This window comes from Mesorhizobium alhagi CCNWXJ12-2, from assembly GCF_000236565.1.
GTDB classification, from domain to species: Bacteria; Pseudomonadota; Alphaproteobacteria; order Rhizobiales; family Rhizobiaceae; genus Allomesorhizobium; species Allomesorhizobium alhagi.
Genome location: NZ_AHAM01000117.1, coordinates 1 through 14831 on the forward strand (window position 1 = coordinate 1; position 14831 = coordinate 14831).

A 14831-nucleotide genomic window follows, 5' to 3' on the forward strand; every position below is an offset into this window, starting at 1 on the left:
TCGATGATCGCGTCGACGCCAAGCGCACCGCCGCGCACTTTTTGCAGCAACCGATAGCCGCCGGCGGCACGATAGGCTTCAAGGCCGATGTAATCGGGCACAACGACCTTGATGGCGCCCTCGCGCGCCATGTTCAACAGCCCTTGGCTACTGGCATGGTCGACTTCGCGGTCGCCGATGCGGGCGGCGGGCGCACCGGCGCAACGGCCCATGCAGGGCGCGCGCACGACGCGAATGGCTTTCGGGTCGACACCAGCCGCCAGTTCGCCGAACAGGTCCTCGGCGCCCGCCAGCATGCAGCTTATCGAATCGCAGACCCGGATCGTCAGCGGCGCGGGCCGCGCCTCGCCTTCCTTGACCACATCGAAATGGTCGTAGAACGTCGCCACCTCGTAGACCTCCGCCTGCGACAGGCGCATCTCCTCCGCAAGCGCCCGCAGATGCGCGGCCGACAGACAACCATAGCGGTCCTGGATCAGATGCAGGAACTCGATCAAGAGGTCGCGGCGCCGCTCGCGAACGCCGAGAATATTCCGGACCTCGGCGAGCGCAGCATCATCCAGCGCCCGTCCCTTGGGTCCGCGATCCCGTGTCCGCCGTGCCTGCATTGTCATACTCTCTCTCCCGGGGGCGAAGCGCCTGTCTGTCGAAGACGGTTCCAGCCGCCGATGTCTATCTCTGGTATAATATATACCTGTGGAGGCTTGTAAACAGGTCGCGCTCTCGCCGATAGGGCAGCTTTAGCAGACCAGCTCCGGTTCGGCGGAACTGATCTGCGCCTCGATTTGTCGCAACGCTTATACCGGTACCGCCTCCGCCTTCTTGATCACGAAGATGATGTGGTCGCCATCCCGCCTCGTCGCCTCCAATCGGTCGCCCGTTTCGTTGACCAGATTGGGAATGTCTATTGAGGCCAACGGATCGGTGCAGCGAACCTCAAGGCGATCGCCTGGTCCTATGCCACTGAGCGCCTTGCGGGTCTTCAGCGCCGGCAAGGGACATTTCAATCCCGTCAGATCGAGCTGTCTGGTTGTCATAGTGGGTCACGATGGCGGACCGGTACCCGGTCGTCAACGACCGCGGCCGCGGGGAGCCCGCAAATGAGAGCGGCCAGTCGTCGCACCGCATTTGGTAACGACGCGTACGGCCGGCGCGAGGGCGTTCGTCAATTCAGGTCCGCATAGGCAAGGAACTGGACGGTCTGACCCGGCTCTACCTGGATTGTCTCCTCGCCAAGTTCGACAAGGCCGTCCGTTTCCACCAACGAAGACAGCAGGCCGGCGCCCTCGCGCGGGAATTTGACGGCTTCATATGTGCCGTCCTCCGTCCGACGCAGGCTTACCCGCACATATTCGCGTCGCCCCGCTTTCTTGCGGTAGGAAAAGGCGGCCCGCAAAGGCCGCGAAACTGGCGGCTGCTGCCTCGCCCCGGCCAGCGCAAAGATCGCGGCCCTGGCGATATGAGCAAAGGTGACGAAGCTTGCCACCGGATTTCCGGGCAGCCCAATGAAGGCTGTTCCCCTGATCACTCCCATGGCGACCGGACGGCCGGGTTTTATGGCCACCCGCCAGAAAACCAGCGTGCCGACGCTCTCGACGGCGGCCTTGACGTAGTCGGCCTCCCCGGTCGAGACCCCGCCGGAGGCAAGGATCAGGTCATGCCTCGAGGCTGCCTCGCTCAGCACATCCGCGATCAGACCGCTATCGTCGGTCAGGATGCCCAAATCGGTGGTCTCGCAGCCCAACCTTGCGAGCATGGCCATCAGCATGAAACGGTTCGAATCGAAGAGTTGCGCCGGCCCCCGGACGGTTCCCGGCGCGACGATCTCGTCTCCGGTCGAGAAGATCGCGACGCGAATTTTCCGCCGCACTTCGACCTGCGTCATGCCGAGAGCCGCGGCGAGCGCGACATCCTGCGGACGCATGCGCTGGTCGGCCTGCAGAACCACTTTGCCTGCCGCGACATCCTCGCCCGCCGGCCGCACATTGGCGCCCCTTTTCAGGCCAGGCGGCAGAATGACCCACCCGGCATCGTCGACGCGGACGTCTTCCTGCATGTAGACCGTGTCCACCCCCTCGGGCAGAGGAGCGCCGGTGAAGATGCGTAGAGCTTGTCCGGGCGCAACGGGCTGATCCGGCGCCATCCCGGCCTGGATCCTGCCGACAACTGGGAAAGCTTTCTCCGCGGTTCCCGGCAAATCATCGCCGCGCAGGCCATAGCCGTCGACGGCCGAGTTGGTGAAAGGCGGCAAGGGCAGCGGCGCTACCATATCCTTTGCCAGGATGCGCCCGTCGGCAATCGCCAGCAGAACTGCTTCGCTCTCCTCGACAGCGCTGAGCCGCGAAGCAATCAGTGCGACGGTCTCGTCGACCGATCGCATCGGGCCGCCGAAAGCGAAGCAGTCGTCTGAAAGTTGCGCCATTGAGCCTTCAGTTTCTGTGGATCCGCCGAACCGGCAGGTTGGCGCCATCCTGCACTGGTTGGCGCTTTTGTCGACCGGCTTCGTTTTGAACAGCCTATATAGTAGACGTCAAGCCGAAGGTTACGCATCCATCCCGGCATGCGGGATTGCTAATTTCGAGATCGCAATGCACCAGATGAAAACCAGACCAGACCCCGCCATCGTCATGCCGGACCCGGAAGACGTCCGGCTGACGGAACAGGTCAGCGGCATCGATCATACGGGCGCCGCTGTCCAAGTCCGTGTCCCCGTTGAACGCCCGCTGACGCTCTATCTGAACGCGCAGGAGATCGTCACCATGATGACGATCGGCGACTATCCCGAATATCTGGCGCTTGGATACCTGCTCAACCAGAACATGCTCAAATTCGACGACGTCGTAACCGAAGTCGAACATGACGACGACCTGCAGGTCGTGATCGTTCGTACCGAGCGCAACACGAATTACGAACAGAAGCTCAAGAAACGGACGCAGACCTCGGGCTGCGCGCAGGGAACGGCTTTCGGCGATCTTCTCGAGGCGCTCGAAAACACCGCCCTGCCCGCGGCCGAACTGCACACCTCCTGGCTTTACCAGATGACCCGTACGATCAACACGACGCCTTCGCTCTATCTCGAAGCGGGCGCAATTCATGGCTGCGTGCTTTGCAAGGAAGGCACGCCGATCTGTTACATGGAGGATGTCGGGCGTCACAATGCCGTCGACAAGATCGCCGGCTGGATGTACCGCCACGGCGTCGATGCGGCCGACAAGATCCTTTATACGACCGGAAGGCTGACGTCGGAAATGACGATCAAGACGGTTCGAATGGGCATTCCGATCCTCGTCTCGCGCTCGGGTTTCACCGCCTGGGGCGTGGATCTGGCGCGTCAGGCCGGCCTGACGCTCGTCGGCCGCGCCCGCGGCAAGCGGTTCGCAGTCCTGTCGGGCGAGGATCGGATCGTGTTCGACCAGGACGTAGCCTCCGTCGACGAGGAAGCGCCCCGCCACAGACGCAAGGGAGCCGACGATGCCGAATGAGAAACCGGCGACCCTGGGCGTCGTTCTCGCCGGAGGGCTCGCCCGGCGCATGGGCGGGGGCGACAAATCAATGCGTCGGATCGGCGGACGCACGATGCTCGATCACGTCCTCGATCGGCTGGGTCCGCAATGCGACGGCCTGCTGCTTAACGCCAACGGCGACCCTGCCCGTTTTGCGCGGTTCGGCCTTCCGGTCGTGGCCGACACGGTCGAGGACTATCCGGGCCCTCTCGCCGGGGTGCTTGCCGCGCTCGACTGGACGGCCGCGAGCGAGCCTGGCGTTGACTGGGTCGTCAGCGTCGCGGGAGACTGTCCTTTTCTGCCGCGCGATCTCGTCGATCGTCTGCAACGGGCGCGGGTGGCGGAAGACGCGGAGCTGGCGGTGGCTGCATCCGGGGGCCAGACGCATCCCGTCATCGGCCTCTGGAAAGTCGCCCTGCGAGGAGAGTTGCGCGACGCGCTCGTCGGAGAGGACATCCGCAAGATCGACCGCTGGACGGCCCGCTACCGGCTCGCGACCGTATCCTGGCCAACCGAGCCGGTGGACCCCTTCTTCAACGCCAATACGGTCGACGATCTCGACGAGGCCGAACGGCTCGCTTCGCTTGTTGCCGATTAGTTAGGCCGGCTGAAACCCGCCCGCTCCAGCGCAGCGTGGATTTCGGGCGTAGCCAGCGCGGCAAGGAAAGCCTGCACCGCGGGCCGTTCCTTGCGCGCCGAAACCAGTGCGAAATCATAGTGCTCTTCCGTCAGCGGAATGAAACCGAGCCCGGCCGAGCGCGCAACCGGCGCAATGGTGACGCCCCAGTCGGCACGGTTCTGCGCCACTGCCGCCGCGACGGCATTGTGCGAGCGGGGCTGGTTCCAGTAGCCGTCGGGCCGCGCCGGACCAAGCAGTCGGTCGATGAGGATGCGGGTTCCGGAGCCCTGGTTGCGGTTGACCATCATGCAATCGGGATCGGCAAGCGCGGCGCGCAACGCCTCTTCCGCGTCGCTCCCCTCGAATCGAGCGTCGCCCGGGCGGTACGCGATGCCCTGCATGCGCCGCCAGCCTTCCACAAGTTCGAGGCCGGCGCTCAGGAACGGTGCATTGTAGCTTTGCGTCTTGGCATCGAAGAGGTGGATCGGCGCGATATCGCATTCACCCCGCTTGGCGGCGGCCAGGCCGCCGAGGCTTCCGACTGCGATCGACCGCACCGTCAGTCCGGCGCGAAACAACGCGCCCACGACCAGATCGAGGCCGGTGCAGTTGCTGCCGATCACGACGAGGTCGGGAACACGGACGTGCGGCGTGAACAGCGTCACCGCCGCTTCGCTTCCGGCAGGCATGTTGTCGGCCAAGGCTTCGATGCTGATGAAGCCGTCCGCCTGGGCAAAAGACGTTATCGCCCCCGAGCCCTTGCCGGTGGGATAGGCGACCAGCCCCTGCTCAGCCTCGACCAGCGAGACCATCACGAATTCCGTGCGGCCGAGTTCGGAAGGAATGCGCAACGGAATGCTTGCCGCGACCTGCGCTTCGGTTCGCGGCGGCAGGCCCGCCATACGGCGCAGCACAGGTACGATCATGTCGTGGAAAGTGAACATGGCCGAAGTCGGAAATCCCGGCAGGACGACGACCGGCTTACCGCCGCAAACGGCGAGGCAAAGCGGCTTTCCCGGTTTCAGCGCCACGCCGTGGGCGACGATGCCGGGCGCGCCGAGGCGGTTGACGATGCGATGGCTGACATCGCCCGCGCCCTTCGACGTTCCGCCCGACAGGATCAGCATGTCGTGCGTCGCAAGCGCCTCGCGCATGACTGCCTCCAGCGTGGCTTCGTCATCGGCAAATGCGCCGAGAAAGGTCGCCTCGCCACCATTTTCGGTCACCGCCGCACTGACGATCGCGCCGTTGGCGTCATAGATGCCTGCGGGTCGCAGGAGATGGCCCGGCTGGACCAGTTCGTCGCCGGTGGACAAAACCGCAACGCGCAGCTTGCGCGCGACCGTCGCCAGCGCAATTCCGCAGGCCGCAAGCATGCCGATTTCCCGCGAGCCGATCACCGTCCCAGCGCGCAGCAGGACCTCACCCCGGGCGATATCGGAGCCGGCATGCGAGATGAACTGGCCGGGCGAGGCTCCACGCCTGACCTCGATGGCATCATCTTCGGTCGGCTGGGTGTGCTCCACCATGATGATGGCATCGGCGCCGCGCGGCACGGGTCCGCCCGTCGCGATAGACGTTGCGGTGGCCGCGAGCACGGGCAGTTGCGGGGCGACGCCGCAGGCGATGGTTTCACGATTGAGCAAGAGCCGGGCTGGAAGCGCTTCCGACGCGGTGGCTATGTCGGCGGCGCGCACCGCAAAGCCATCGACGTTCGAACGGTCGAAGGGCGGCACGTCGATGGGCGCTTTCACATCATCGGCAAGCGCCAGCCCAAGCGCATCCGCGAGCATTCGTTCTTCGGTAGGCACCGCTCGCGGAAATAGCGCCGCCTCGAAACGGGCGAGCGCCTCATCGCGCGAGAGGACCGTCAGGAACTGCTCCTGGTCGGGATCCTGGCGGGAAGAAACTGGAGATCTGGCCATTTGCGACTTACTCACCTCGGATCGCGGAGCGCAAAGGCGCCGACCGATGTTCCCGTGGGATAACCCTCACTGCCGCTCGGAATAGCAAGCCAGGCATCCGCCAGGCGCATCGCGTCCAACGAGAAATCTCCTATCGCAAGCGGCTCCCATCTGTCTTGTCCCTGCTTCAGGAGGGCGATTTCGGCCAGTCCGACGGTGGAGGAGATTTTTCGCGCCAGCGGCAGTGTCGCGTCTCGCCGGGCGCTCCTGCCCGACAGCCGGTCTATGACCGGCTGAACCAGCGCAAGAAAGGCGGCAAGGGCCTGATCGGGCGCGCCGGGCAGAGCGATGATCGGGACTGCGTCGAGCCGGCCGATGGCCGCGGTTCGGCCGGGCTGGAGCGCGATGTTGTGGGCGATGAGCGCCCCGCGCGCGGCAAGCGCTTCGGCTGTTGCGTCGGCTCGCCCGGCACCAGTGCCTCCGATCAGGATGATCAGATCGCAGGCTCGATCGTCGAGCGCCTTGGCGATGGAAGCCGTATCCCGCGCTACCGTTTCGATGTCGCTCACCGTCGCGCCGGAGGCTCTTGCGCTGTCGGCGACAAGATGGGCTGTGAAAGTCTCGCCGCTTGCTGCGCCAACATCGATCACATGAACGAGCGGCGCCCGCACCGCAAGTTCCCCAACCTCGACGCTGCGTGCGACCAGAAGATCGACCGCGGTCAGCCTCTGTCCCGCAATGACGATCGGCCCGCCCGCTTCCATGTCCTCGCCGGCGCGCCTGACGCCCTGGCCGGGCACGGCTTCAGCGAGCGCCTGAACGATCGGGCCAGTGCTGTCGACAAGGTCGATTTCGAGAACGCAGTCGCATCCCTCCGGCATGGCATCGCCTGTCTCTACCCAGACCGGAACCGCCATCAGCGGTAGCGGCGAATAGGCCGACGCCCCGGCAAGATCGAGCGCACGACACGCCCAGCCATCTGTCATGGCGGTGTTGCGGGCAGGCCGTGCATGCGCGAGAGACGGCATCTCGGCCGCGATGCGCCCGAGCGCCCGGTCAAGCGGCAATTGGCTGGGGGCGATCGGCGCCAGACCGTCGAGCAGTGCGGCGAGAGCCGATTCGAGGCTGGTCAGCGCGCCATTCGAAGGCTGCGTTCTGCTCATGCCCGATGATGTGACAGACGCGGACCTGTTTGCAACTGTCTTTCGAAGACGTGGTCACGAGCGCTCCCGCTCCGCATTCGGAAAGAACAACTGCTTGCCGTCGATCTCGTATTCCCCGATTGCCTCCTGGCCTTCCGGCGAGATCAGCCAGTCGATGAAGCTCTGGCCGAGATCGGCCTTGACGCTTGGGTGCTTCTCCGGATTGACGAGCATCACGCCATATTGGTTGAACAGCCGCTTGTCGCCCTCGACGACGATACCGAGCTCGCCACGATTCTTGAATGAAAGCCAGGTGCCGCGGTCGGAAAGCACATATGCATCCATGGCGCCGGCGGTGTTGAGTGCGGCTCCCATGCCCTGTCCGATTTCGCGATACCAGTCGCCTTTTGCGGAAGCGATATCGATGCCGGCTTCCTTCCAGAGTCTTAGTTCGGCGGAGTGGGTTCCGGATTTGTCGCCGCGCGAAACGAAAGGCGCTTCCTTGGTCCGGATAGCGGTGAGTGCGGCCGCGATATCCGTGGAGCCGCGGATACCGGCCGGGTCGCTTTTGGGTCCAATCAGCACGAAGTCATTGTACATGACATCGAAGCGCTTCACGCCGAAACCCTCCTCGATGAACTTCTCCTCCTGCGCTTTGGCGTGAACGAAGACGACATCGGCGTCGCCGCGGCGGCCGGTGTCAAGCGCCTGTCCGGTGCCTTGCGCGACCACCCTCACGTCGATGCCGGTCTCTGCCTCGAATAGCGGCAGAATATGGTCGAACAGGCCGGAATCCTGCGTCGAGGTCGTCGACGCCACGACGATCGACTTGTCCTGCGCTACGGCTGAAATTCCGCCCACGGCGAGCATGGCGAAAGCGGCAATGGCGGTAAACAGACGGCGGCTCAGCATCGAAAACTCCAATTCAGTTGGTCAAAGAACGAGATCGCCGCGGATGAAGGCGGCCGTCTCCTGTGTCGAAGGACGATCGAAGAAATCCTTCACGCTGGTCTGCTCGCAGAGCCGGCCGCGGACCAGGAAAACCACATCTCCCGCGAGCCGGCGCACCTGCCCCAAATCGTGCGAGGCCATGACGACCTTCGTGCCGGACTGGGCAGCCATGAGGATGATTTCCTCGACATGACGGGTCGCGGCGGGGTCGAGGCTGGCGGTGGGCTCGTCGAGCAGCAGGATTTCGGGCTGCCGCGCCAGAGCGCGCGCGAGTGCGACGCGTTGCTGCTCACCTCCGGACAAGCGTCTCGCGGGGCGGGCAGCGAGGTCGAGAAGGCCGACGCGATCGAGCAGTTCCTCGGCGCGGGTGGTCCGGAGGTGGCGCGGGCAACCAGCTTGCGCCAACCCATAGGCAACATTGGCGGCCGCCGAACGGCGCAGCATGACGGGTTTCTGGAACAGGATGGCGCGGCGTGTCTGCCCGCTATCAGTGCGCCCGCCCCAAGTCACGATTCCGGCAGAGGGAGCAGCAAGCCCCATGCAGAGCCGCAGCAGCGACGTTTTGCCGGAGCCGTTTGGACCGACGACCAGCGTCGGCGCGCCCGGCGTGATCGTCACGCTCAGGCGGTCGAGCATCGTCGTCGCGCCGGCACGCAACGAGGCGCCGTCAAGCACAATCGGCAGATCGCTCGGCGAGGCCCGCATCATCAGCCCGCCCGTTGCTCGGACCATAGCCGCACGCCCCACGCGGCGGCGTTGATCGCCATGATGAGCCCGATGAGGACGAGGCCGAGCCCCATGGCGAGCGGAAGGTTCCCCTTCGAGGTTTCGAGCGCGATCGTGGTGGTCATGGTGCGGGTGAAGCCGTCGATGTTGCCGCCGACAATCATCACCGTGCCGACTTCCGCAGCTGCCCGGCCAAAGCCGGCGAGCAACGCGGTGATGAGGCTGAAGCGGCTGTCCCACAAAAGCGTCGCCACGCGGCCTGTCGGGCCGACGCCCATCGCTGTCAACTCATCGCGATATTCGCGCCACAAATCCTCGATGGTCTGGCGTGTCAAAGCCGCGATGATGGGCAGAACGAGAAGCGCCTGCGCGACGACCATCGCCGCCGGTGTGAACAACAATCCCAATTCGCCGAGCGGACCCGATCGCGACAGGAGCAGATAGACTGCCAGGCCGACGACCACCGGCGGCAAGCCCATGAAACCGTTGAGAATAACGATGAGCGCAGAGCGTCCTGGAAAGCGCGTCAGTGCCAGCACAGCCCCGAGCGGCAGGCCCACGACGACCGCGATCGCGACGGCCGACAGGCTGACGGCGAGCGACAGTCGCACGATCGCGAACAATGTCGCGTCTCCGCTCGCGACAAGCTGCCATGCACTGATGCCTTCCGACATACCACCTCTCGCTTGCGCAACGCACAAGCGTTCTTCTGCAATCGTTACGCAGAAGTCAAATTGTTGAATTTGCGCAGGAATATGCATATGGATGCAAGATGGATTTGCTGACGACAACTGAAACCGCCGACTATCTTCGCCTTGGCGAACGCAAGCTTTATGAACTGGTCGCCGAAAATAAGATCCCGTGCAGCAAGGTGACGGGCAAGTGGCTGTTTCCGCGTCACGAACTCGACCGCTGGGTTCTCTCGGGACTCGCGCGTCCTGAGGGAATGATCCCGCCCGAGCCGCCGCCCATAGTCGGCGGCAGCCAGGACGACCTGCTCGAATGGAGCCTTCGCCAGGCAGGCTCCGGTCTCGCCTCCCTTACCGAGGGTACCGGAAGCGGCGTTGCGCGCCTTTTGCGTGGCGAAGTCGCCGCCGCAGCGATCCATTTCCACAATGAAGCCGCCGAGCCCAATGTGGATGCCGTGCGCGCAATGCCGCGGCTGCACGATGCGGTGCTGATCGGTTTCGCGCGGCGCGAACAGGGACTGCTGCTGCCGCCGGGCAACCCGCGATCGCTCAATAGCCTGGTCGATGTCCTTGAAAGCGGCGCCAAAATGGCGGTGCGCCAGGCCGGTGCCGGAGCCCATATGCTGCTGAATGTCCTGGTCGCCCGCGCCGGCGCCAGCCAGAAGGAGTTGAACCGGCTCGAGCCGCCATGCCTGACAGGACCGGATCTCGCTGCGGCCATCCGCACCGGAAGAGCCGATTGCGGCATCGCCACACGCGCGGCTGCACGCGGCGCCGGCCTCGAATTCGTGTCATTGGCGTGGGAGAACTTCGATCTATTGATGCGGCAGCGAACCTATTTTCAGCCTTCGATCCAGGCGCTGGTCCGCTTTTTGGCCCAAGACAGTTTCGCCCGGCGCGCCGAGGAACTCACGGGGTACGACACGAGCTCGGCCGGGCAGATCCGGTTCGTCAATTGATATAGTGCGTCGATCGAACGCAGAGCGCACCTATTCAGCCAAAGTCGATTTCGCCTTCGACGACGTGGTGCAGGCCGGCGCGTTCAGCCGTAATCACGGCCCTCACGGTCAGGCGCTCCTGTCCTTTCAGTCCCGCCTCCGCCACGGCTTTTTCGATCGCCTGCTGCGAGGTTACGCCGACCTGCCTCAGGAACTTGCGCATCGACACGTTGAAGGGATCGGTTTCCGTGTTTTGAGTCATATGATTGCCTCTGATAGCTTGGACGGTGCGCCCGTCGGTCAGGTGCTGCCTTCCGGCAAACGGTGCTGCCGGGCAGCGGAACACGGAAAGGTATGGTGCGCAATGCACAAGAGGCTCGCAATACCTTTGCTCGCTGCTGTTCTCCTCAGCGGCGCGACCGCGCAGAGCGCCGAACTGCGCGGGCATGGCGGCCCCGTGCGGGCGATCTCCGTGGCGCCGGACGGAAAGACGGCGGCAACCGGCAGTTTTGACACCCGGGCGATCATCTGGTCGCTAGAGACCGGCGAAGCGCGCGACGTGCTGCTCTTCCATGAAGGTGAGGTGACTGCCGTCGCCGCCCTGCCGAACGGGCGCTTTGCCAGCGCTGGCGCGGATGGTCGCATCGCCATCTGGCAAACCGGTCGAAGCGATCCCGCCCGCATTCTGGAAGGGCATGCCGGACCTGTCGCCGACCTCGAAGTGTCGCCCGACGGTTCGATGCTCGCTTCGGCGTCCTGGGACGCCACCGTCCGGCTCTGGCCGCTTGCCGGTGGGGAAGCGCGCGTCTTCGAAGGCCATGGCGCGAACGTCAACGCGCTCGCCTTCCTGGCGGACGGAACGCTCGTCAGCGCGGGCTATGATGCTATCGTCATCTATTGGCCAAGCCAAGCTGGGGCGCCGCCGGTTCGGGCCGTCATGCCGACGCCGCTCAACACGCTTGTGACAGCGCCCGGCGACCGCCTGTTCGTCGGAGGTGCGGATGGGCATGTGCGCTTGCTCGATCGGCGCGGCGAAGTGCAGTTGGAAATGCAGGTCTCACGCAAACCCGTGATTGCTCTCGCCGCCACGCCAGACGCGAACTATCTCGCCGCCGCCGGCATCGATGATGGGATCCTGTTGCTGGAGACCAGGAGCCTCTCCACCATCCGCACGCTCGACACATCCGACGTGGCGGTATGGTCGCTTGCATCCGCGGCTGGCGGCAAGACGCTTCTGGCCGGCGGCGCCGACCATTTGGTGCGGGAATGGAACGTCGAAACAGGCGAGCGCCTCGGGGCCGCTGTCACCGGCAAGACCGATCCGATGGCCAGATACGCAGATAATCCGGACGCGGAAGTATTTCGCGCCTGCATCGCCTGCCATACACTAGGCCCGAATGACGGCAATCGAGCCGGCCCCACGCTACATGGCATCTTCGGCCGCAAAATTGCGTCCGTGCCGGGCTACCACTATTCGCCCGCTTTCCGGAAGATGGACATCGTCTGGACACCGGAAACCGTATCGAAGCTGTTCGAGTTAGGCCCGAATGCCTACACTCCTGGCACCAAGATGCCTGAACAGACCATCAGCAACGCAGAGGATCGAGCAGCCCTGATCCGCTTTCTTCAGGCCGAGACACGCACCGATTAAGGCTCAGACCGCCTTGTCGCTCGAGGCCTTGCGCTCCCGCAGATAGTCCTCCGTCGTCCGCGGCGGCGAGCGGCCGGGGCCGGCATAAGGGTCGAAGCCCTCATTCATGGCCGCATCGACCCGGCAATTGTCGCACATCCGCACAAGGTCGAGCCGCCGTGCGTTCTCGCCTGCAAACATCCAGTGTTTACCTTCGAGCTTGGCGACGATCCGCTCAACCGTGCTCTTCGTGCCGAATGGCTTCGCGCAGCGGATGCAGTTGTACGGCTCCTCTTCCTTCACGACCCGGCGCCGCGCGCTCCACGCCTGGAAATCCACCTGCGGCGTCAATGTGATGACCTTCTCCGGACAGGTCGCGGCGCAAAGGCCGCACTGCACGCACGCACTCTCGGAAAAATACAAGGCCGGCTGCTGCTCGCTGTCGGAAAGCGCGCCCGTTGGACAGGCCGATACGCACGAGAGGCAGAGCGTGCACCCGTCGACATCGACATCCAGCCCCCCGAACGGAGCTGCAGCAGGCAAAGCCACGCGGTCGACCGGCGTCGGCGCAGCGCGATGCAGCTCGATCATCGTGCTGGTCAGCAGGCTGCGCTTCTTGCCGAGCGGCAGGAATGCCGCCGGGCGCCGGGGCGTAAGGTCTGGGCTGATCAGGTCAAGCGCCGAAGCGAGGATGTCGGGATCGTCGGCTTCGATCAATCCGCAGACCTCCGCGCCATAGCCGAGAGACTGGGTCAAAAGGTTGGCGATGGCGATGTTTCCGGCAATTCCCGAAAGCTCGTGTCCTGGTTTGGCCGATGAGAGCGCCCTTACGGCGCAAGCGCCCCAGGCGACGGGCGCGGTCCACGCTTCGACCCCCAACTGGGTTATCTCATTCACGGCTACCGGCAGGACGTTTGCGGGGAGACCCGCACCGAACCGGGCGAGCGCGTCGATCAGCGGCTCGCCATGGCTGAGATCATGGAAAAGCACGATCGCGTCCTGGCCCTCCGCCTCCCGATAGGTGAGGAGAAGCGTCCGCAGCCGCCGAAGCAGCGACTCGGCATCCGGCACGGCGTAGGCCGCGGCGCCCGTCGGACATGCCGCCGCGCAACTGCCGCAGCCGGCGCAGACTTCCGCATCGATTTCGACGTGGTTGCCGGCAGGCGCTATCGCCCCGGTCGGGCACAGATCGAGGCACCGCGTGCAGCCGGTGATGCGTGACCTCGAATGGGCGCACAGATCGGCGGAAAAATCGATGAAGCGCGGCTTATCGAACTCGCCGACCAAGTCGGCTGCCTTTGCGATCGCCGTGGCGACGGAGGCGCGATCGCGCGGGTCGGCCTTCACATAGCCGTCGCGCAATTCATGCGCAGGGAAAAGCGGGATTCCGCCGGAGAGGTCAAGGACAATGTCGGCGTTCGAGACCGCGCCATCCCTCGATATCCCGAAGCGAAGCCGATCGCGCGATGAGGGAGCGGGCGCCGCGAAGTCGTCGACCGTCAGTTCGAAGGCGCCAAGATGGCCGCTCGCATTGCGGACCGTGCCCTGCATGACGGGAAAATCCCAGACCCGGTGCGGCGCGATTTCGTGCGGACGGGTAAGCAACACAGTGACGTCCAGCTTCTCGGCGAGTTGCCGACCCGCATCGATCGCCGTCTCGTCGCAGCCATAGACCAGGATGACGCCATTGCTCGAAAGCGTAACGAGCGCGGGCGGAGAAGCGGGTTCGGCCGCCATGGCGAGCAGAGCCGCCGCTTTCGGGCCGGCGGCAGCGGCGCCCTGCGACCAGCCTCCCGCCTCGCGAATGTTTGCGAAAACCAGATCGCCTGCGAAATCGAGTTCTTCGGCGAGTTCGCTGAAAAGCGGCGCCTGCTGCGTGCAGCTGATCGTGACTGCTTCGCCGCTGCTCAGGGCGCTACGCACCCGGTCGAGTTCCGCGCCGCAGAACTGGTCTCCGGATTCGACCTGCACACCCTGACACCCGCGGGCGACGCTGCCGCCATAATTTGGCATGCTTCCCTCGCAGGAGCAGACCAGGACTTTCCGCTGCTTGGTTGGCTTCATATCGGCTCCCGGGACGCCAGCCGCTCGTGCGGTAGCGCCAACCCTTTGGAAGTATTATAAAGACAATAAGATCGCCGTCACCAAAATATGGACCGGCACCATGTCGTTACGCGCATCGGTCTCCGACCGTGCCCTCGAACTGCCCCCGCCTTACAGCCTCGTCACGTTGAGAGAGGCGGGCGATGCCTTTGCGCATGCCCGCGCCATCGCGGCGGACGAAGGGGCCGGGACGCTGGTTTGGGTGCGCCGCTACGATCTGGCCGAATTCGCGGTAGTGCTCGAGCCCGAAGAGCCGTTGGCGGAAGCGCGCCGCGCGATCTATGCCGGTATGAACGCGATTGCCGATGCGCTATCGGTCCATGCGCCGCCGTCGCGGCCCGTTAATTTCGACTGGCCCGATGCGATTCGCGTTGATGGTGTTCTCGTTGGGGGCGGCCGCCTCGGTTGGCCCGAAGAGACCCGGGAGGACGAAATACCGGACTGGCTCGTCATTTCCGGCATGATCCGCACTGCTGCCATCCGCGCCAGCGAGCCGGGTCTGCGGCCTCTGCTTGGCGCGCTTGACGAACTGGGCTTCGAAGCGGTCGATGCGGGGCAAATCATCGCGAGCTTCTCGCATCATCTGATGGCTGTATTTCATGATTGGAGCGAAACTGGCTTTTCGT

At 64.6% G+C, this 14831-nt stretch carries 15 protein-coding genes; 5 read left to right on the forward strand and 10 right to left on the reverse strand.

Features of this window, described 5'->3' with window-relative positions; all coding sequences use genetic code 11:
- The 3 genes from MAXJ12_RS13790 to MAXJ12_RS13800 form a co-directional block, all read right to left on the reverse strand.
- On the reverse strand, window positions 1-497 hold a 497-nt coding region (locus MAXJ12_RS13790), incomplete at its 3' end, for an NADH-quinone oxidoreductase subunit NuoE family protein (RefSeq protein ID WP_341872533.1).
- 300 nt (window positions 498-797) lie between these two features.
- Window positions 798-1037 (reverse strand): sulfurtransferase TusA family protein, encoded by a 240-nt coding sequence (locus MAXJ12_RS13795; RefSeq protein ID WP_040586280.1) that lies wholly within the window; start codon window positions 1035-1037, stop codon window positions 798-800.
- Window positions 1038-1165: 128 nt separating this feature from the next.
- The gene (locus tag MAXJ12_RS13800) at window positions 1166-2422 is read right to left on the reverse strand and encodes a molybdopterin molybdotransferase MoeA (RefSeq protein ID WP_008836508.1); all 1257 of its coding nucleotides are present in this window, start codon (window positions 2420-2422) and stop codon (window positions 1166-1168) included.
- Between the two features lie 166 nt (window positions 2423-2588).
- Here MAXJ12_RS13800 and fdhD point away from each other — a divergent pair, with 166 nt between their 5' ends.
- Window positions 2589-3482 carry a formate dehydrogenase accessory sulfurtransferase FdhD gene (fdhD, locus tag MAXJ12_RS13805; protein ID WP_008836509.1) on the forward strand — a complete coding sequence of 298 codons (894 nt, stop codon included), beginning with the start codon at window positions 2589-2591 and terminating at the stop codon, window positions 3480-3482.
- A complete protein-coding gene (gene mobA / locus MAXJ12_RS13810) occupies window positions 3472-4101 on the forward strand; it encodes a molybdenum cofactor guanylyltransferase MobA (protein WP_008836510.1) in 630 nt (209 codons plus the stop codon). Before fdhD ends, mobA begins: the two co-directional genes overlap by 11 nt.
- Here mobA and MAXJ12_RS13815 read toward each other — a convergent pair.
- The 5 genes from MAXJ12_RS13815 to MAXJ12_RS13835 are packed head-to-tail and all read right to left on the reverse strand — an operon-like array spanning window position 4098 to window position 9519.
- Window positions 4098-6047: a molybdopterin biosynthesis protein gene (locus MAXJ12_RS13815; RefSeq protein WP_008836511.1), complete on the reverse strand. Its 1950-nt coding sequence runs from the start codon at window positions 6045-6047 to the stop codon at window positions 4098-4100. The two genes, mobA and MAXJ12_RS13815, sit on opposite strands and share 4 nt — an antisense overlap.
- Window positions 6048-6058: 11 nt before the next feature.
- Complete coding sequence (locus MAXJ12_RS13820) at window positions 6059-7189, reverse strand: molybdopterin-binding protein (protein WP_008836512.1); 1131 nt, start codon at window positions 7187-7189, stop codon at window positions 6059-6061.
- Window positions 7190-7243: 54 nt separating this feature from the next.
- Window positions 7244-8080 (reverse strand): ABC transporter substrate-binding protein, encoded by an 837-nt coding sequence (locus MAXJ12_RS13825; protein ID WP_008836513.1) that lies wholly within the window; start codon window positions 8078-8080, stop codon window positions 7244-7246.
- Window positions 8081-8101: 21 nt separating this feature from the next.
- Window positions 8102-8824 (reverse strand): ATP-binding cassette domain-containing protein, encoded by a 723-nt coding sequence (locus MAXJ12_RS13830; protein ID WP_085983948.1) that lies wholly within the window; start codon window positions 8822-8824, stop codon window positions 8102-8104.
- 2 nt (window positions 8825-8826) lie between these two features.
- Window positions 8827-9519 carry an ABC transporter permease gene (locus MAXJ12_RS13835; RefSeq protein ID WP_008836515.1) on the reverse strand — a complete coding sequence of 231 codons (693 nt, stop codon included), beginning with the start codon at window positions 9517-9519 and terminating at the stop codon, window positions 8827-8829.
- 98 nt (window positions 9520-9617) lie between these two features.
- Here MAXJ12_RS13835 and MAXJ12_RS13840 point away from each other — a divergent pair, with 98 nt between their 5' ends.
- Entirely contained in the window at window positions 9618-10493 is an 876-nt protein-coding gene (locus MAXJ12_RS13840; RefSeq protein WP_008836516.1) for a helix-turn-helix transcriptional regulator, read from the forward strand.
- Between the two features lie 34 nt (window positions 10494-10527).
- Here the strand turns inward: MAXJ12_RS13840 and MAXJ12_RS13845 are convergent, their stop codons facing one another.
- On the reverse strand, window positions 10528-10734 hold the full coding sequence (locus tag MAXJ12_RS13845) for a DUF6494 family protein (RefSeq protein WP_008836517.1): 207 nt from the start codon (window positions 10732-10734) through the stop codon (window positions 10528-10530).
- Between the two features lie 102 nt (window positions 10735-10836).
- On the opposite strand from MAXJ12_RS13845, the gene MAXJ12_RS13850 reads away from it, so the two are divergent.
- Complete coding sequence (locus MAXJ12_RS13850) at window positions 10837-12123, forward strand: hypothetical protein (protein WP_008836518.1); 1287 nt, start codon at window positions 10837-10839, stop codon at window positions 12121-12123.
- A 3-nt stretch (window positions 12124-12126) separates the two neighbouring features.
- On the opposite strand, the gene MAXJ12_RS13855 is transcribed toward MAXJ12_RS13850, so the two are convergent.
- Window positions 12127-14166, reverse strand: coding sequence for a 4Fe-4S binding protein (locus MAXJ12_RS13855; protein WP_008836519.1), 2040 nt, complete (start codon window positions 14164-14166; stop codon window positions 12127-12129).
- A 100-nt stretch (window positions 14167-14266) separates the two neighbouring features.
- Here MAXJ12_RS13855 and MAXJ12_RS13860 point away from each other — a divergent pair.
- Window positions 14267-14831, forward strand: a 565-nt coding sequence (locus MAXJ12_RS13860) for a biotin/lipoate--protein ligase family protein (protein WP_008836520.1), incomplete at its 3' end; no start/stop codon positions are given.